Raw genomic sequence first — 18,568 nt, forward strand, 5'->3', positions numbered from 1 at the left:
TTATTGGCGGGCCAGAATCTGACCCTGAGTCTGACCCTGAGTCTGACCTTCAGCGCAGGCCTGTTCGGCCTGACCGCCACGCCTGCCCATGCCGAAAAGCGCACCCTGGTGCTGTCGGCCTATCCGATCGCCCAGCCGCTGTTTGCCAAATACGTCTATACGCCGTTCAAGGAAAAATGCGGCTGTGAGATCGTGGTCGAAACCGGCAACAACGCCGACCGCATCGCCAAGCTCGATGCGCGTCGCGACAATCCGGTGGTCGACCTGGTCCTGCTGTCGGACTTCGGCATGCTGGAAGCCGCGCGCAAGGGCCTGATCCAGCCGCTCGACTATGCCAAGCTGAAGAACTACGGCCAGGTCTACAATTTCGCCAAGAACCCGATCGGCGGCAACTTCGCGGTCGGCTACACGATCTATTCGGTCGGCCTGGTGTATCGCACCGACAAGATCAAATCGCTCGCTTCGTGGAAAGACCTCTGGCGTGCTGACATGAAAGGCCATCTCTCCCTGCCTGATGTCAGCACGACCCAGGGGCCCCTGACGCTGCAGATGGCGGACATCGCCTGGAACGGCAAGGGCGACGACTTCGCCACCGGCATGCAAAAGATCCTCGAGATCAAGAACAACGTCGTGACCTTCTCCAAGAACAGCGCGCAGTTGTCGTCGCTGTTCGCCCAGGATGAGATCTGGGCGGCGCCGGTGGCGCGCTTCACCTGGGCGCAATTGGCCAAGACCGGCTTGCCGCTCAAGTGGACCATCCCGACCGAAGGCCAGGCCGCCGGCATGAACGTGATGGGCATCGTCAACAAATCGAAGAACGCCGACCTGGCCTACCAGCTGATCGACTTCTGGCTGTCGAAGGAAGTGCAGACCGCGCTGGCGATGGACCTGGTGGATTCGCCGGTCAATACGCAAGTGGTCCTGCCGAAGGACAAGGCCGAGTTCAACACCTACGGCGCCGACCACATCGCCTCGCTCAAATTCGTCAAGCCGGAAAGCCTGCTCAAGCACCGCTCGTCGTGGATGGAGCAGTGGAACAAGGGCATCAGCAAATAAGGTGGCAAGTAAGTTGGCAGTAAGTTGAAAAATGAGCAGGAAGCAAGTTAGAAAGAAGTAAGAAGGATCCTGCCGATGCAGGAAACGCCCGGCGCTCATGCAGCGCCGGGCTTGTGCATTTGAAGCAATAGAAACAACAGAAGCAGCAGAAGGAAGAGGGAGTCCAGGCCGATGTCGGTGCATCAAAAAAAATGGAACGGCGTCATGCTCGTCATGCCGGCGTTGATCTTCACGGTGGTGTGCTTCCTGCTGCCGGTGCTGGCCTTGCTGCTGGACGCCTTCCGCGTCGACGCACCGGCGGCGCATTGGGGGCTGGGGCGCTTTGCCGATTTTTTCGCCGAGCCGCTCAATCGCCAGGTGTTCCTCCGCACGCTGCGCATCGCCGCGCTGGTGACGCTGGTGTCGGCGCTGCTGTCCTATCCCGCCGCCCAGGCCATCGTGCGCGTGGCGCCGCGCTATCGCGGCATGGTGCTGGGCATGATGATCCTGCCGCTGATGGTCTCGCCGATTGCGCGCACCTACGCCTGGATCGTGCTGTTCGGCCGCAACGGCGCAATCAATTCCATCCTGCTCTCGCTGGGCCTGGCCGATGAGCCGCAACGCCTGCTGTTCAGCGAAATGGCGGTGTTCGTCGGCCTGCTGCAATTGCTGTTGCCGCTGATGCTGATGTCGCTGGTGAGCTCGATGGAAAACCTCTCGCGCGACATCACGCTGGCCGCCTCCACGCTCGGCGCCAACGCCTGGCAGGTGTTCACGCGCGTGACCTTGCCGCTGACGCAGGAGGGCCTGATCGTCGGCGGCACGCTGGTGTTTACCGGCTGCGTCACCGCCTACGTGACGCCGGCCTTGCTGGGCGGCCCCAAGGTGCTGATGCTGGAAACGCTGCTGTACCAGAAGGTCAGCGTGGAAAGCGATTTCGGCACCGCCAATGTCATCGCGGTGATCCTGGTGCTCATGACGCTGGCCGTCAACGCCGGATTGAAACGCATCTCTTCGAGTCGGAGCACCGTATGAAAGAAGGATTGTTTTCGCGCGCCATGCTGTGGCTGGTGTTCCTGTTCCTGCTGGGGCCGTTCGTCATCGTGTTCCTGGCCGGCTTCAGCGCCGGCGACACGCTGGCGTTTCCGCCGGAATCATATTCGCTGCGCTGGATCGGCGAAGTGCTGGTCGCCGACGAGTTCCAGCGCGCCTTTCGCACCAGCCTGGAAATCGGCCTGCTCGCCACCGTGATCGCGCTGCTGCTGGGCGTGCCGGTGGCCTACGCCATGTCGCGCATGCCGCCGCCGGGCATGGGTGCGATCAAGCAGATCCTGACCTCGCCGCTGATCATCCCGGCCATGCTGGTGGGCCTGGGTTTGCTGCGCCATTTTGTGCTGCTGGTGGATGCGCCGGTGTTCCTCGGCCTGCTGATCGGGCACATCGGCTTGCTGACGCCGTACGCCGTACGCGTGGTATACGCCAGCCTGGTCAACCTGCGCGTCGACATCGAAGAAGCCGCCATCACGCTGGGCGCGTCGCGCCTGCAGACCTTCTTCCTGATCGTGCTGCCGAACATTCGCAGCGCCGTGATCGCCGCCTTCTTCCTGGCGTTCGTGACCTCGTTCAACCAGGTGCCGGTGTCGCTGTTCCTGACCGGTCCGGGCATCAGCACCTTGCCGATCGAAATGCTGGGCCATATGGAAAACAGCTTCGATCCTTCTATCGCGGCCTTGTCGACGCTGCTGGTGCTGTTCACCATGGCCTTCGTGCTGGTGACAGAAAAGGTGCTGGGCATTTCAAAATACATGTGAGACACGATGAGCTATCTCGAACTACATCAACTGGCGCTCGGCTACGGCAAGAACAAGACCGCCGTCGAGCAACTGGACCTGGCGGTCGAGCAGGGTGAACTGATTTCGCTGCTCGGCCCCAGCGGCTGCGGCAAGACCACCACCATGCGCGCCATCGCCGGCCTGATCGACCTGCGCGCCGGCAGCATCATGCTGGACGGTCGCGACATCGGCCGCCTGCCGCCCAACAAGCGCAACATCGGCATGGTGTTCCAGTCGTATGCGCTGTTCCCGCATCTGAACGTATTCGACAACGTCGCCTTCGGCCTGCGCCTGCGCAAGGTCGATGCGGTCACGCTGCGCAGCAAGGTCGAGCGCGTCATCGCCGCGGTCGGCCTGAGCGGCTTCGAGACGCGGCTGCCGGCGCAGATGTCGGGCGGCCAGCAACAGCGCGTGGCGCTGGCGCGCGCCATCGTGATCGAGCCGAAACTGCTGCTGCTGGACGAGCCGCTCTCCAACCTCGACGCCAAGCTGCGCGTGCAAATGCGCGCCGAGCTGCGCCGCATCCAGCGCGAGCTGGGCATCACCATGCTGTACGTGACGCACGACCAGGAAGAAGCGCTGGCGCTGTCGGACCGCATCGTGGTCATGAACGGCGGCAAGATCGAGCAACTGGACGTCCCGGAAAACCTCTTCAACGCGCCGCGCACGCGCTTCGTCGCCAATTTCATGGGCTTCGAAAACCTGTTCGATTATCGCGATGGCTTCCTCCACGGTGACGGCGGCAAGTTGCCGTTCGCGGTGGCGCCGCCGGACGGCACCGTGTGCGCCGGCTGGCGTCCGGAACGCGTCACCGTCGGCTCCGGTCCCTACAACGGCACGGTGCTGTCGCGCGGTTTCCTCGGCGATGCGGTGGAATACCTGCTGCAGACGCCGGTCGGTCCGGTCAAGGGCATGGCCGCTGCGGCTGCGGCGCGCTGGCGTGAAGGCGACAGCGTCGACTTCGCCTTGCCGGCCGGCGCGGCCTTGCTGCTGCAAGCCTGATTTCACTTCACAAGAACAACCAGCAAGCTGAACACATCATGCAAAAAATATGGCTCGATACCGATCCCGGATTTGACGACTGGCTCGCCATGCTGCTGCTGTCGGCCAACCTCGACGTCGAATGGCTGGGCGTCTCGGTGGTGGCCGGCAATGCCCCGCTGTCGGTGACCTACGACAACGCCCTGCGCATCCGCAAGCACTACCATCTGGAAGTACCGGTGTACGCCGGCTGCGAAGCGCCGCTCAGCGGCGCCGTCGAAACTGCACAATGCATCCTCGGCGCCGACGGCATGGACACCACCGGCGAACCCTTGCCGACGGTGGATATCGGCCAGGTCGAACGCGAACAGGAGCAGCAACAAAAACGCAGCCCGCTGCCGCACGCCGTCGACGCGCTGATCGAAGCGGTGCGCCGGCATCCGGGCCAGCTCACGCTGATGTGCATCGCGCCGCTGACCAACATCGCCACTGCCTTGCAACGCGCGCCCGACATCGCCGCACAAATCAAGGAGATTATCCTGATGGGCGGCTCGGCCGACCAGGGCAATCACACCGCAGCGGCGGAGTTCAACATCTACGCCGATCCGGAAGCAGCCGACATCGTCTTCAACGCCGGCGTGCCGCTGCGCATGTTCGGCCTCAACCTGTGCCGCCAGTTGCTGGTGACGACAACCGAAGTGCAGCAGGTGCGCGCGCTCGGCACCCTGCGCGCCAAATGGCTGGCCGGCTATTTCGAAGCCTATCTGCGTATTCGCAGTCCCGATGGTTCGGTGCCGATGCCGATGTACGACCCGGCGGTGGCGATTTATCTGCGCCGTCCCGAGCTGTTCAGCTTCAAGCCTGCGCGCGTGGATATCGAACTGCAGGGCAAGCTGACACGCGGCATGACGGTATGCGAATTCCGCGTGCCGCGCCGCGCCGCCGCCAACGTCGAGGTCGCCATGACGGTCGATGGCGAACGCGCCATGGCCTGCATGATGCAGGAGTTGCTGGGCACGCTGTAGTCACCAGTCTACCGTCGCTGCATTGCCGCCGCAGGGACAGCGGCAGTTGTTTTTTGCCTATGAATATGGATGTACGCTTTATGAGAACCATGGATGCTTCCGCCGCTGCTGCTGCAGGTCCTGTCGCTGCCGGACATGAATATGCTTGATACCGACATCGACACAATCGGCCCCCTGAATCTGGAACAGTTCGTGCGCGCGCTGCCGAAGATGGAATTGCATTGCCATCTGTTCGGCGCGGTGCGTCGCCAGACCTTCATCGATCTGTCGGTGAAGGCCGGCAACCGCATCTCGCATGACGAGATCGAGGCCTTTTATACGCGTGGCGAGAAGCCGGTCGGTGTGCTGCGCGTACTGCGCGCGCTCGACGCCCATCTGATCCAGGGGCCGTCCGACCTGCATCGCATCACCTACGAATACCTGGAAGACGTGCATCGCCACGGCGTGCGCTACACCGAGTTCTTCTGGAACCCCACCGGCACCGTGCGCGTCTCCGGCATCAGCTACGCCTCGGCGCAGGCCGCCATCGTGCTGGCGATCCGCGACGCCTTGCGCGACTTCGGCGTGATCGGCCGGCTGATTCCCAGCATCGACCGCGAAGCCAGCCCCGATGAAGCAGTGGCCATGGTCGAATGGATGTGTGCGCACCGCCAGCCCGAAGTGATTGGCATCGGCATGGATTACCGCGAGAACGACCGGCCGCCGGAATTGTTCTGGAAAGCCTATCGCGACGCCCGCGTGGCAGGCTTCCGCACCACCGCCCACGCCGGCGAATTCGGCATGCCGTGGATGAACGTGGAAAGCGCCATCGACCTGCTCAAGGTCGACCGCGTCGATCACGGCTACACGGTGGTCGACAATCCGGCCTTCCTGCAGAAGTGCCGGGAGCGCGACATGATCTTCACCGTGGTGCCGACCAATTCCTACTACCTGCGTACGCTGGAGCCGGCGCGCTGGGCGCTGGATCATCCGATCCGCGCGATGGTGCGCGCCGGCCTGCGCGTGCACCCGAATACCGACGATCCGACGCTGCACCTGGTCACACCGACGCGCGCCTGGCTGATGATGATGGAGTTCGGCTTCGGCATCGACGACATGCACGGCTTCATGCTCAACGGCCTCGATGCCGCCTGGATAGCCGACGACCTGCGCCGGCAATGGCGGCAGGAATGGAGTGCAGCGTTCGAATCGCTGCGCGGCCGCCTGGTCATGTAACGGGGATGTTATTACTGAATGAAAAAAGCCGCGCCCTGTTAAAGGCGCGGCTTTTTCTCTTTTTAAGCCTCGGTGGGCGGCTGAATCAATGCATCAGCAGCACGATGAGGATGATGATGGGAATCGGGATTCCCAACAACCAAAGCAGTATGGCTCCCATGCTGATCTCCTTAGGTCAAAGTAACGGATTCGTGTGTGCTGTTGCCGCCGACGGTAGGTTCTACCGCCGTGTACACCACACGGTCCTTGCGGTCACGCAGACGACCGCCGAAAGTTGCCGCCAGGCTGGCGATGAACGCACCGCACAGCAGCGCCACGAACATCCACAGCGAACCGTAGGCTGCAGCCTTGCGGGCGGTATCGGCAGCTTCCTTGGCCTTGGTGGTGGCGTCGTCGATGGCCTTCTTGTAAGCGGCATAGGTGTCGTCGACGCGTTTTTCCGCATCGGCCTGGCTGATGCCGCTACGCTTGGCGATCACTTGCGCAACATAGGTCTTGTCGGCGGCCGGCAGCGCACCGGTGCGCAGCGCATTGGCGAAAATGCGCGTCACTTCATTGCGTTGTGCAGGCGCCAAAGGTGGGCTGTCAGGAGCACCGTTGGCAAGCGGCGCAACCGGAGCTGCATCGGCTGATGCCGGTGCACCGGTTTGCGAGCCTGCAGCAGGAGCGCGGAACAACGTGTCGATGAAGTAGCCAGACGCAGCATCGGCAGTATTGCCATCCGCTGCTGCAACACCACCGGCAGCAGCTGTAGCGCCGGTAGCCACTACTGCCGCCCCGGCCGAACCGGCCACTTTGGCGCCGCTCGATATCACGCTGCCGATGGCGGTGCTGAGCAACGCCGCCGTCGCCAGCGATGCCACTGCCCAGGCCAGGAAGCCGTGCGCGGTGTCGCGGAAATACACTTCATCGGTATGCACGCTGGCCCATTTCACGCGCAGGCGTCCGGCCATGTAACCACCGATGGCTGATGCAGCGATTTGCGTGAAGGTAATCCACGCTACCGTCGACCAGCCGATGGTCTGTGCGCTGAGACCGTTGCCGGACCAGGGCGAGACCGAAGAAAATCCCAGGCCGAAGCCGAGGATCACCAGGATGAAGGACAACGCCGCCGCAGCGAACGCACCCGCAAGGATGGCTCCCCACGAGACGCCGGACGCGATGCTGTCGTCCCCACCAACTGCATGTGCATGCAGGCTACTATTAATCATGTTTTTCTCCTCGAGAGTGTTCTTGTCACGAGAGCAAATGTACCGGCGGCGTTCGCCGCCAACCATAGGACGATCTCGTCACCTTTCGTAGGATTTGCGGCAGACCAGAGGGTGACCGACGCCACAAGCGGAGGTCCGCTGACAGCGCCCGTGTTGCGTCCTGATTACAGTAATGACTTTCCATCATCCTTTTGCGGAGCGGCATGAGCGACATGGTCGTAGTGCGCAAGGAAGGCCTGTACTGCGTTCCAGGTGACTTTTACATCGACCCGTGGCGTCCGGTGGACCGCGCGGTGATCACGCACGCCCATGCCGACCATGCCCGCACCGGCCACGGCCATTATCTGGCGACGGCCGACGGCGCAGGCATCCTGCGCGCGCGGCTCGGCGAGATCCGTCTCGACGCCTTGCGCTACGGCGAATCGATTACCCATAACGGTGTGGCGCTGTCGCTGCACCCGGCCGGCCACGTACTCGGCTCGGCCCAGCTGCGCATGGAATACCGCGGCGAAGTCTGGGTCGCCTCGGGCGACTACAAGCTGGAGCAGGACGGCACCTGCGCGCCGTTCGAGAGCGTGCGCTGCGACACCTTCATCACCGAATCGACCTTCGGCATGCCGATCTATCGCTGGCAGCCGCAGGCGGAAATCTTCGACGACATCAATGCCTGGTGGCGCCGCAATGCAGGGGAAGGGCGCACCAGCGTGCTGTTCTGCTACGCCTTCGGCAAGGCCCAGCGCATCCTGCATGGCCTTGATCCCAGCATCGGCAGCATCGTCTGCCACGGCGCGGTAACGCCGCTCAACGCGCTCTATCGCGATGCGGGCGTGGCCTTGCCGCCGACGTTGGCAGTCGGCGACGTTGACGACAAATCCATCTTGCAACAGGCACTGGTGCTGGCGCCGCCGTCGGCCGCCGGCTCGCCGTGGATGCGCCGCTTCGGCGACTACAGCGATGCCTTTGCCAGCGGCTGGATGCGCCTGCGCGGATCGCGCCGGCGACGCGGCGTCGATCGCGGTTTCATTCTGTCCGATCACGCCGACTGGCCCGGGCTGCTCAGCGCCATTACCGCCACCGGAGCGCCGCGCATCATCGTCACGCATGGTCAGATTCCCATCATGGTGCGCTGGCTGCAACAGAACGGCCTCGATGCCGGCGCCTTCGATACCGAATATGGCGGCGAGGAAGAGATCGAGACGGATAAAGATGTGCCGACATCTGCAGAATCTGCAGAATCTGCAGAATCTGCAGAAGGACAATCCGATCATGCGTGATTTCGCCCACCTCTACGCCGAGCTCGACGCCACCACCGCGACCAACCGCAAGCTGGACGCGCTGCAGGCCTATTTCCGCCGCGCCGAAGCCGCCGATGCGGCCTGGGCGGTGTATTTCCTGGCAGGCGGCAAGCCGCGCCAGGCGGTGCCGACCAAGTTGCTGCGCCACTGCGCGATGCAATACGCGCAGCTCGACGAGTGGTTGTTCGACGAGTGCTACCAGGCCGTCGGCGACCTCGCCGAAACCATCGCCCATATCCTGCCGCCGGCCACGCGCGAGGATGATCTGGGTCTGAACCGGTGGATGACGGAACGCATCGCGCCCTTGCGCGGCGCCGACGCCGAGACCATTCGCGCGGCGCTGTTTTCGTATTGGGACGTGCTCGACTGGCAGGGCCGCTTCCTGCTCAGCAAGCTGATCGGCGGCAGCTTCCGTGTCGGCGTGTCGAAGTTGCTGGTCACGCGTGCGCTGTCCGTGGTCGCCGACGTCGACGCCAAGACCGTCGCGCAGCGGCTGGTCGGCTGGACCGACCGCAGCACGCGCCCGACCGCCGAAGGATTCACCGACCTGATCGCACCGCCGTCCGAGGCCGATCGCCAGCGCCGCGGCGGCCAGCCCTATCCGTTCTTCCTGGCGCATCCCTTGCTGGCCGATCCGGCCACCCTGGGTGACCTGGGCGACTGGCAGGTCGAATGGAAATACGACGGTATCCGCGCCCAGCTGGTGCATCGCGAAGGACGCAGCTGGCTATGGTCGCGCGGCGAAGAGCTGATCACCGAACGGTTTCCGGAACTGGCGCAGTTGCCGCTGCCTGAAGGCGCGGTCATCGACGGCGAAATCGTGATCCGGCGCGGTGAGGGGAACAATGGTGTGATTGCCCCGTTCGCCGACCTGCAAAAGCGCATCGGCCGCAAGACCTTATCCGCCAAACTGCTGGCCGAATTGCCGGCGGCGCTGATCGCCTACGATCTGCTCGAACTGGATGGCGAAGACTTGCGCGGCAAGCCGCAGCACGAGCGGCGCGCGCTGCTGGAACAACTCGCTGGACATATCCCGGCGCTGACTCTGGCGCCCGTGATCGATCTCAACCAAGCCGCCGACTGGAGCGCGCTGGCCGCGCTGCGCGAAAGCTCGCGCGCACGCGGTGTCGAGGGCATGATGCTCAAGGCGAAATCGGCGCACTACGGCATCGGCCGCACCAAGAACGTCGGCACCTGGTGGAAGTGGAAGATCGATCCCTACTCGGTCGATGCCGTGCTGATCTACGCGCAGGCCGGCCACGGCCGGCGCGCGTCGCTGTATACCGATTACACCTTCGCCGTGTGGGATGCCGAAGACGCGGCCGGAGAACGACGGCTGGTGCCGTTCGCCAAGGCCTATTCGGGATTGACCGACGCCGAGATCGCGCGCGTCGATCGCCTCATCCGCAGCAGCACCCTCGAGAAGTTCGGCCCGGTGCGCAGCGTCAAGCCCAGCATGGTGTTTGAAATCGGCTTCGAGGGCATCGCCGCCTCGCCGCGCCACAAAGCCGGCATTGCGGTGCGCTTCCCGCGCATCCTGCGTATCCGCGAGGACAAGCCGATTACGGAGGCGGACAGCCTGTCGACCTTGCAAGTCTTGCTCAACGAAGCGGAAGGACAGCATGCGGCGCGCACAGACTGACAACCCCGGCGCCGATGCCGACCTTCCGCTAGCCGTGGGAAGCGCGCGCAGCACGCCGGTGGAGCGTTGGTTCGCCGCACAGGGCTGGAAGATCTTCGCCTTCCAGCGCGACACCTGGCAAGCCGCCCTGGGCGGCGAGTCGGGCCTGCTGCATGCCAGCACCGGCTCCGGCAAGACCTACGCGGTCTGGTTCGCCGCCTTGCAACGTGCCGTGCCGGCGTTGGGCAGAGCCGGTCCTGTGCTTGCCGCTCCCATCCCCGTCCCCGCTGCCAAGCGCGCCAAAGCGGTCAACCAGACCGGCCTGCGCATCCTCTGGATCACGCCGATGCGCGCGCTCGCGGCGGACACCGCGCGCGCACTGGAAGCGCCGCTGAGCGCCTTGTTGCCGACATGGACCATCGGCAGCCGCACCGGCGACACCTCCGGCAGCGAACGCGCGCGCCAGCTGCGCAGCTTGCCGAGCACGCTGATCACCACGCCCGAGAGCCTGTCGTTGTTGCTGAGCCAGGACGATGCGGCGGCGCGCTTCGGCAAGCTCGACGCCATCATCGTCGATGAATGGCATGAGCTCATGGGCAGCAAGCGCGGCGTGCAGACGCAACTGGCGCTGGCGCGCTTGCGCCGCTGGCGGCCGGACCTGATGGTGTGGGGACTGTCGGCCACGCTGGGCAACCTGCAGCAGTCCAAGGACGCCTTGCTCGGCGTCGACCGCGGCGTGCTGGTGCAGGGCAAGACCCGCAAGAAGATCGTGGTCGACACCCTGATTCCGGAGCATCCCTCGCGCTTCGCCTGGGCCGGCCATCTCGGCCTGCAGATGCTGCCGGCGGTTGTCGCCGAGATCGATCGTCACGCCAGCACGCTGGTGTTCACCAATACCCGTTCGCAGGCCGAGCTGTGGTACCAGAACCTGCTTGCGGCGCGGCCCGACTGGGCCGGCCTGATCGCGCTGCATCACGGCTCGCTGGATCGCGAAGTGCGCGAATGGGTTGAGCTGGCGATCAAGAACGGGCAACTCAAGGCGGTGGTCTGCACGTCCAGCCTCGACCTCGGCGTCGACTTCGCGCCGGTCGAGCGGGTGCTTCAGATCGGCAGCGCGCGCGGCGTGGCGCGCCTGTTGCAACGCGCGGGCCGCAGCGGCCATTCGCCCGGCCGTGTATCGCGCGTGACGCTGGTGCCGACCAATACGCTGGAATTGCTGGAAGCCGCCGGTGCGCGCCATGCGGTTGCCGCCGGCCAGGTGGAACAGCGACCGGTGCCGGAGACGCCGCTCGACGTGCTCGTCCAGCACCTGGTGACGATCGGGCTGGGCGGCGGCTTCCGCTCGCAGGAATTATTTGACGAGGTGCGGACTGCGTACTCCTATCGCGCGCTGCGTCCCGACCAGTGGCAATGGGCGCTCGATTTCGTCGCGCGCGGCGGCCAGAGCCTGACCGCTTATCCCGAGTATCAGCGCGTGGTGCCCGACGCCGATGGCGTGTATCGCGTGCCGGATGCGGCGATTGCGCGCCGCCATCGCATGAGCATCGGCACCATCGTGTCCGACGCCAGCATGCAGGTGCAATACCTGCGCGGTGCACGTATTGGCACCATCGAGGAAGGCTTCATCGCACGCCTGCGCGCGGGTGACCGCTTCCTGTTCGGCGGCCGCATGCTCGAGTTCGTGCGCGTGCATGAGATGACCGCCTATGTGCGGCGCGCCACCAGTGGTTCGGGGGCGGTGCCGCGTTGGCAGGGCGGCCGCATGCCGCTGTCTTCGACGCTGGCGCATGCGGTGCTTGATTGCCTGGAAGAGGCCGCGCATGACGATTATTCCGGCCCCGAAATGCAGGCGGTGAAACCCTTGCTGGCCTTGCAGCAGCAATGGTCGGCGTTGCCCACCGCCCGCAAGCTGGTGGTTGAGCATTTGCACAGCCGCGAAGGTCATCATCTGTTCTTTTATCCCTTCGCCGGCCGGCTGGTGCATGTGGGTCTGGCGGCGTTGATCTCTTACCGGCTGGCGCAGCGGCGCGCCGCGACGTTTTCAATTGCGGTCAACGACTATGGCTTCGAGTTGCTGAGCGTGACGCCGGTCGACATCGCGGAAATATTTCCGGACTCGGACATGGGCGGCGCCTTGTTCTCGTCAGAAAATCTGCTGCAAGACGTCATCGCCAGCCTCAACGCGACTGAACTCACGCAGCGCCGCTTCCGTGAAATCGCGCGCATCTCCGGACTGGTGTTTCAGGGCTTCCCCGGCCAGCCTAAAAGCACGCGCCAGCTACAGGCCTCGGCCAGCCTTTTCTTTGAAGTGTTCCGCAAGCACGACGCCGGCAACCTGCTGCTGACGCAGGCGCAGACCGAAGTGCTGGAGCAGGAACTGGAATTGCAGAGACTGCGCGAGACGCTGGCAGAATTGCGCGGCCGCAGCCTGCAGGTGTGCAGCATCACGCGGGCGACGCCGTTCGGATTCCCGCTGATGGTGGAGCGCTTCCGCGAGAAACTGTCGACCGAAAAGCTCAGTGACCGCGTGGCGCGCATGTTGCAGGAACTGGAAAAGGCGGCGTTGCGATGACAGCAAACCATTCGACTCCCGGCGGTGCTCTGGACATCATCGTGCTCGGCGAGCAACTCAGCCTGTTGCCGCAGCGCGCCGTGCTATGGCGCACGCGCAAGATGCTGATCGTGGCGGACATTCATTTCGGCAAGGCGGCGGCATTTCGCGCCGGCGGCATCCCGGTGCCGCACGGCACCACCCGCGCCAACCTCGATGCGCTGGATGCGCTGATTGCGGCGCACGAGGTCCGGCACATCGTCTTCCTCGGCGACTTCTTGCACGCCAGAACTGCGCGCGCCCCTGCGACGTTGATGGCGTTGCAGCGCTGGCGCGAGCATCACCCTGATATGAAGTTGACGCTGGTGCGCGGCAATCACGATCTCCACGCCGGCGATCCGCCCGCGCAGCTCGCAGTGCATGTTGTCGACGAACCATGGCAGGTGGGTCCGCTGGCCCTGTGTCATCACCCGCAAGAATTGACCGGAGCGTACGTGCTGGCGGGACACGTGCATCCCGTCGTGCGGCTGGCGGTGGGGCGTGATTCGCTGCGGTTGCCGTGCTTCGTCTTTGGCGAGAAACAGGCAACGCTGCCGGCATTCGGTGCGTTCACCGGCGGGTATGAAATACGCGGCGGGCAGGACGAACAATTGTTCGTCTGCACCGATGACCGCGTGTTTATCTATCCGCGGCAGGTCTGAAGATCAGCCGCGCAGTGCGACGCTGAACATGCGCGTCGCCTGCAGTCCTTGCGCCGAGTGATGCGCGCCGGGAGACAGCGCAGTGATCAGCGTTGTCGGATCGTTGCTTGTTGCATGGTCTGCGCCGACAAGACGCATGCCGGTGCGACCGTTCACAGCCTCGCGCGTCGCCCGCACCCGTGCAGCTGCACGGTGAGTCATGCCGCGGCTGTTGCCATCGGCGCGCGTGATCCAGTCGCGCAACAGTTGCTCTTCGCGTGGACTGAAGACGCCGAACATCTCCGCCCCCGCGCCGTTGATGAGTCGCCAGAAGCGGCTCTCCTCAGGATCGCTGCCGCGCTTGATCCAGCCCGCGCGTTCCAGTTCGTACAGGAAGCGGCCGGCGTCTTCCGGATTATCCAGCCATTCATTGACCGTCTTGCCGGCGAAGCGGCAATAGTCCGAATGCATGTTGCGACCGACCGTGGCCTTGTCCTGCAATACGGCGACCAGCGCACGCTCGGGATCGAAGCCGGCAATGACCGCATTGGTGCTCATGCCCAGATCGTTGAGACGATAGCCGTCGCGCACGCGCCGGTAAAACGCGGCGGGGTCGTCCTGCCGCGCGGCGATGTCCGCCACCGCCTGCGCTGCCTTGTGGGCGTGGCCGGTGGATGCATTGTCGATGGTCACATGCAGCGTGAAGTAATACGGGTCGATGCCAAGCTCGTTGAGTTCATAGGCGCTGATCAGCAAATGCAGGGGCAGTTGCTCGTAGCCAAGGTTGTAGCCGATTACCTCGGGCAGGAATCGTTCGGTCTGATAACCGAGCGCCAGCTGGATCGCGCCTTGCACGAAATGCTCGTCGGACAGATCCTGCCAGTCATCGCAGTCGTGCGCGGCCAGCAGCTTCTTGTAGAGCGTGACGTGATTCATGGCCGGATCGCCGTCTCCGAGTTCTTCCAGATAGGTCAGGATTAGCGGACGGAAGTCCGGGTCTTCCCAGTACGCCAGCGTGCCGTACAGCCAGGAGCCGTCCACCAGCTTGGTAGGCGCCACTGCACGGATGAAATTAAGTGCATGCGAGCGCGTCGGGAAGTAACGGCGCGGCGCGCCGTCCTTGCGTGCCGACAGATAAGCCGCGTATTGCTCGCCGACGTGCGCAACACGTTCGCTTACCCATGCCTGCAAATCGTCGGGCGAATCCGGCATGTCGCAGGGCAAGTCGCGCGCCAGTTCCAGTTGCGCCTGCAGATAGCGGGCGCCGTCTTCGCGCGCCATTCGAGATGGTTTGGGGATGGACAAGGCACGGTAGAGAACCGAGCTGGATGCGTGCGTCGCTTCGTTTTGCGCAGGTGCGGTACGGGCGAGAAAATTTGTTGCGGTGGAAGCCATGGTGCCTCTGGATACAAAAAGGGGACAGGTTTCATCTTCGCGCAGTGCGCCGTTCAAGGTAATAGGCCGATCACGCAGTTTGAAGTCGGACGAGACCTGATAGCAGCGTCATCCGAGCATCCTCCCGACGCCATGGTCTTACTGCAATAACAGCGGTGCGCCGACTGACGCCGGAAGATACAGCGTCTATCGTGAACACATGGACGTCGCCTCATGCGAGGCAAGGCATCCTCGGCGTCCCCCAATCACCATACAACATCAAACATCAGGAGAGCATCATGGATATCCGACATCACTCGAAGGCGCCGGTGACGATTGCCGCCACGCTGGTCGCACTGATCGGCATCGGCGCGGTGTGGTTGCTGCGCGTGTATTGGTTCGGCATATAAAAGAAAAGCAAACCGTGTTCCGAGGCTTCTCTTTTTTTGCCATAAAAAAGGCCGCCCCGAAGGCGGCCTGAACCCAAAAGACTATTCTTGACTCAGGGCATCAGCTTTGCTTGGAGCCGCCCTGATTGTTGCCTTGCTGCTTGTTCTGATCGCTGGAACCGGCTTGCTGGCCCTGGCGCGAACCCTGCTGGTCTTGCTGCTTGTTCTGCGGCTGGTTGGCCTGTTCGTGCGAACGTCCGCCGCCCTGCGTGATGCTGGAGTTGCCGGAATTGTCGGCGCTGCCTTGCTGACGACCGGAGCTGGCGTTGTTCTGGTCCTGCTGATTGCGCGAGCCCTTGTCGCTGCCGGCTTGTTGCTGTCCTGCATTCTGACCTTGGCCGGCTTGTTGGCCGCGTTGCTGGTTTTGCTGATCTTGCTGGGCCTGATCCTTTTGGGATTGATTTTGCTGAGCCTGGCCGGGTTGTTGCTGCTTGCTGTCGTTTTGTTGATTGGACATGTAATTCTCCTCGTGATCCGGTCGTTGGAAGACGCCGGCGGACTTGACCGTAGATCCGTTGGCGAGAAACCATCTTGCCTGCAAGCCGGGGTTGTTTCTATCGGCGCAATGCCCATCCCGTTGTGGGTCGACATACCCGCCGCTGTCAGCGGATTGCTCACCGGGAAGGCGGGAAATGCGATTGCTTGCCCGTCAACAATAAGAAATTCTCCTATAGGGCGCGCGCTCAAGGATCGCTACGATGTTGTCATCGGCGCCCCCATGATCAGGTCGGCACTAACGCGCCATCATCAGCGTTTGGAGAATCGGAATTGATTCATGAAGTGACAGTTTATTTCCCGTGGCTGGGAGCTTGTCTGGCGGGATTCGTCCTGATCGCGGCGGCGGCCATTTTCGTACTGCGTCTTTACCTGGTGGAAAACCGCGTCGAGAAGGAGTTGCGCGGCTGCGACGAATTCCTGTTCCTGTGCAAGCGCGCCTGCGATGAAGCCATTACCCCCGATGAGGCATGGTGGCGTGCCGAGCAGGGCGACCTGGGCGCCGGGGCGGCGCGTCTGCATCACCGCCGTAACACCCTGCGCAAAGCCATCAAGATCCTGACCGTCGCCGCACTGGCGGCGTGCGCCTTGCTGATCGCGGGGGCGTTGTCGGCAGCCACGGCGACCGGCAGCATGGCGGTGTCGGCGATAGTGCTGACGCGTTGCATCATTCGCTTTCCCGCGCGCGGTAGCGATGCTGATAGCAGTTGCAGTGAAGGCGTCGCGCCGGTCCGTTCGGTGCAGATCGTGCAATTGGATAAACCGGAGGCGGAGGTCGCCGTGACGCCCGAGTCGGCGCCGCCCGGACTGTCCACACCGCGGACGCAGGTCGTGACGCTGACTTACTGACGGGCAGTGGTCAATCCTTGCTGCGCAGGATTTTGGCCAGATCGGACAGCTGATAGGGTTTGTTGAGGAATGCGAATTCAGTGCCCAATTGCTGGTTGGAGGTCAGTGCCGGGAACGGATGGCCCGAGGCGAGGATGATCTTGGTCGATGGGTGGCGCTGGCGAGTCAGTTGCGCCAGCTCGATGCCGCTGATGCTGTTGGGCATGATCACATCAGTGAACAGGATGTCGATCTGCGGCATCCGCTCCAATACTTCCAAAGCCTCGGCGCCGTTGGTGGCGGTGAGAGCTTCATATCCCATGGTGCGGAACAGCTCGGCCGTGATGTCGAGCAGGTCGATCTGGTCGTCGACGATCAGCACGGTCTCCGCGTGCTGCTTGTGGTCGGTGCTCTGTACATTCGTGGCGTCGGCCTCGACATCGACAGGGACATAAATCGTGAAGCAGGAACCGCAGCCGACTTCGCTGGAGAGCGTCACCTCGCCGCCCGATTGCGAGATGAAACCGTAGACCTGGCTCAGGCCCAGGCCGGTGCCCTGGCCGGAAGCCTTGGTGGTGAAGAATGGCTCGAACACGCGCGCCTGCACCTCGGGCGTCATGCCGCTGCCGGTGTCGGCCACGCTGATCTTGGCATAGACACCGCCAGGCAGCGCGCCCACGGCTTTGTCCCGCAGCGTGACTTTCTCGGTGGCGATGGTGACCTTGCCGCCGTCCGGCATGGCCTGCGTCGCATTGACCACCAGATTCAGCAAGGCGGTCTCGAAGCGCGTGGCGTCCAACTTCACCATGACCGGCGCCGGGCTCTTGCGGATGTCGAACTGGATCGACGAATTGCCCGCACGGCGCAACACCGATTCGAAATCGGCGATGAGCGTGTTGACTTCATGTGTCTCCGGCTGCAGTGGTTGTTGCCGCGCGAACGACAGCAGCTGCTGGGTCAGGATCGCGCCGCGCGACAGCGCCCGGCGGATGCTTTCCATCGAGCGGGAACTGTCCAGCTCGGGAAACTGCACCGCCAGCAATTGCAGGCCGCTCGACGCCACCGCCAACAGATTATTGAAGTCATGCGCCACGCCGCCGGTGAGCTGGCCCAGCGCTTCCATCTTTTGCGACTGGAACAGCGCCGCATTGGCGCGCGCCAGGGCCTGGGCGGTTTCGCGCCGTTCCGTGACGTCGCGCGTGACCTTGGCGAAGCCGATCAGGTCGCCCAGTTCGCTGCGGATGGCGTCGACGATCACGTGCGCCCAGAAGGTTGAGCCGTCCTTGCGTACGCGCAATCCTTCCTGCTCGTAGCGGCCGTGTTCGGCGGCCGTCATCAGGGCGCGCTCGGGCAGGCCGTCGTTGCGGTCGGTCTCGGTGTAGAAGTTGGAGAAATGCGTGCCGATGACTTCTTCCGCCGCATAGCCCTTGATGCGCTGGGCGCCGGCGTTCCAGTTGGTGACCTTGCCTTCCGGCGACAGCATGTAGATGGCGTAGTCGGTGACGCCCTGTACCAGCAGGCGGAATTGCTGCTCACTGGCTTGCAGCGTCTGCGCCGCCAGTTTGTGTTCGGTGATGTCGCGCATGATCTTGGCGAAGCCGAGCAGCTCGCCGTTGTCGGCGACGATCGGATCGATGATGCAACTGGCCCAGTACGTCGCGCCGTCCTTGCGCAGGCGCCAGCCCTCGTCTTCGAACTTGCCGTCGCGCAGGGCGGTGTCGAGCGCTTGTTGCGGCAGGCCGGCGGCGCGTTCTTCCAGGGTATAAAAAACCGAAAAATGCGAACCGAGGATATCTTCGCTGGAGTAGCCGGTGAATTGCTGCGCGCCTTTGTTCCAGCTGGTGACCTTGCCCTGTGGGTCGAGCATGCAGATGGCGTAGTCACGGATGGCCGAAATGATCAGCTGGAAGCGCTGCGCATCGGTGAGCGCCAGGTGGGCGGGTTGACTGCTGAGCATCGGTGTTCCTTGTCTGGCA

The 18,568-nt window shown here is 63.6% G+C and carries 15 protein-coding genes; 11 read left to right on the top strand and 4 right to left on the bottom strand.

The features are described 5' to 3' along the window. Window positions 1–18 precede the first annotated feature (18 nt). From ACIROY_RS05370 to ACIROY_RS05395, 6 genes are all read left to right on the top strand, one after another. Window positions 19–1,056, top strand: coding sequence for an ABC transporter substrate-binding protein (locus tag ACIROY_RS05370; RefSeq protein ID WP_402341380.1), 1,038 nt, complete (start codon window positions 19–21; stop codon window positions 1,054–1,056). Between the two features lie 204 nt (window positions 1,057–1,260). Continuing rightward, entirely contained in the window at window positions 1,261–2,070 is an 810-nt protein-coding gene (locus ACIROY_RS05375) for an ABC transporter permease (RefSeq protein ID WP_402340303.1), read from the top strand. Continuing rightward, window positions 2,067–2,846, top strand: a complete 780-nt coding sequence (locus ACIROY_RS05380; protein ID WP_116434571.1) for an ABC transporter permease — start codon at window positions 2,067–2,069, stop codon at window positions 2,844–2,846. Before ACIROY_RS05375 ends, ACIROY_RS05380 begins: the two co-directional genes overlap by 4 nt. Window positions 2,847–2,852: 6 nt before the next feature. Next, a complete protein-coding gene (locus tag ACIROY_RS05385; protein ID WP_402340306.1) occupies window positions 2,853–3,869 on the top strand; it encodes an ABC transporter ATP-binding protein in 1,017 nt (338 codons plus the stop codon). Window positions 3,870–3,907: 38 nt separating this feature from the next. Then, window positions 3,908–4,873, top strand: a complete 966-nt coding sequence (locus ACIROY_RS05390) for a nucleoside hydrolase (protein ID WP_402340309.1) — start codon at window positions 3,908–3,910, stop codon at window positions 4,871–4,873. 141 nt (window positions 4,874–5,014) lie between these two features. Then, the gene (locus ACIROY_RS05395) at window positions 5,015–6,088 is read left to right on the top strand and encodes an adenosine deaminase (RefSeq protein ID WP_402341382.1); all 1,074 of its coding nucleotides are present in this window, start codon (window positions 5,015–5,017) and stop codon (window positions 6,086–6,088) included. A gap of 170 nt (window positions 6,089–6,258) precedes the next feature. Here the strand turns inward: ACIROY_RS05395 and ACIROY_RS05400 are convergent, their stop codons facing one another. Further along, window positions 6,259–7,299, bottom strand: coding sequence for a hypothetical protein (locus ACIROY_RS05400; RefSeq protein ID WP_402340312.1), 1,041 nt, complete (start codon window positions 7,297–7,299; stop codon window positions 6,259–6,261). A gap of 203 nt (window positions 7,300–7,502) precedes the next feature. On the opposite strand from ACIROY_RS05400, the gene ACIROY_RS05405 reads away from it, so the two are divergent. The 4 genes from ACIROY_RS05405 to pdeM are packed head-to-tail and all read left to right on the top strand — an operon-like array spanning window position 7,503 to window position 13,467. Beyond that, entirely contained in the window at window positions 7,503–8,573 is a 1,071-nt protein-coding gene (locus ACIROY_RS05405; protein WP_402340315.1) for a ligase-associated DNA damage response exonuclease, read from the top strand. After that, entirely contained in the window at window positions 8,566–10,236 is a 1,671-nt protein-coding gene (locus ACIROY_RS05410) for an ATP-dependent DNA ligase (protein WP_402340318.1), read from the top strand. Before ACIROY_RS05405 ends, ACIROY_RS05410 begins: the two co-directional genes overlap by 8 nt. Then, on the top strand, window positions 10,217–12,787 hold the full coding sequence (locus ACIROY_RS05415; protein WP_402340321.1) for a ligase-associated DNA damage response DEXH box helicase: 2,571 nt from the start codon (window positions 10,217–10,219) through the stop codon (window positions 12,785–12,787). The genes ACIROY_RS05410 and ACIROY_RS05415 overlap by 20 nt, the downstream gene beginning before the upstream one ends. Next, window positions 12,784–13,467, top strand: coding sequence for a ligase-associated DNA damage response endonuclease PdeM (gene pdeM, locus ACIROY_RS05420; protein ID WP_402340323.1), 684 nt, complete (start codon window positions 12,784–12,786; stop codon window positions 13,465–13,467). Before ACIROY_RS05415 ends, pdeM begins: the two co-directional genes overlap by 4 nt. Before the next feature lie 3 nt (window positions 13,468–13,470). Here pdeM and ACIROY_RS05425 read toward each other — a convergent pair whose 3' ends face one another. Together ACIROY_RS05425 and ACIROY_RS05430 are read right to left on the bottom strand one after the other, a co-directional pair. Further along, a complete protein-coding gene (locus ACIROY_RS05425) occupies window positions 13,471–14,841 on the bottom strand; it encodes an iron-containing redox enzyme family protein (protein ID WP_402340326.1) in 1,371 nt (456 codons plus the stop codon). 489 nt (window positions 14,842–15,330) lie between these two features. Beyond that, window positions 15,331–15,726 carry a hypothetical protein gene (locus tag ACIROY_RS05430; RefSeq protein ID WP_402277527.1) on the bottom strand — a complete coding sequence of 132 codons (396 nt, stop codon included), beginning with the start codon at window positions 15,724–15,726 and terminating at the stop codon, window positions 15,331–15,333. Window positions 15,727–16,049: 323 nt separating this feature from the next. Here ACIROY_RS05430 and ACIROY_RS05435 point away from each other — a divergent pair, with 323 nt between their 5' ends. Then, window positions 16,050–16,613, top strand: a complete 564-nt coding sequence (locus tag ACIROY_RS05435; RefSeq protein WP_402340328.1) for a hypothetical protein — start codon at window positions 16,050–16,052, stop codon at window positions 16,611–16,613. A gap of 10 nt (window positions 16,614–16,623) precedes the next feature. On the opposite strand, the gene ACIROY_RS05440 is transcribed toward ACIROY_RS05435, so the two are convergent. Further along, on the bottom strand, window positions 16,624–18,549 hold the full coding sequence (locus tag ACIROY_RS05440) for a PAS domain S-box protein (protein ID WP_402277525.1): 1,926 nt from the start codon (window positions 18,547–18,549) through the stop codon (window positions 16,624–16,626). Window positions 18,550–18,568 lie beyond the last annotated feature (19 nt).

It is taken from the genome of Herbaspirillum sp. NPDC101396, from assembly GCF_044767365.1.
In the GTDB taxonomy this organism is placed as follows: Bacteria; Pseudomonadota; Gammaproteobacteria; order Burkholderiales; family Burkholderiaceae_D; genus Herbaspirillum.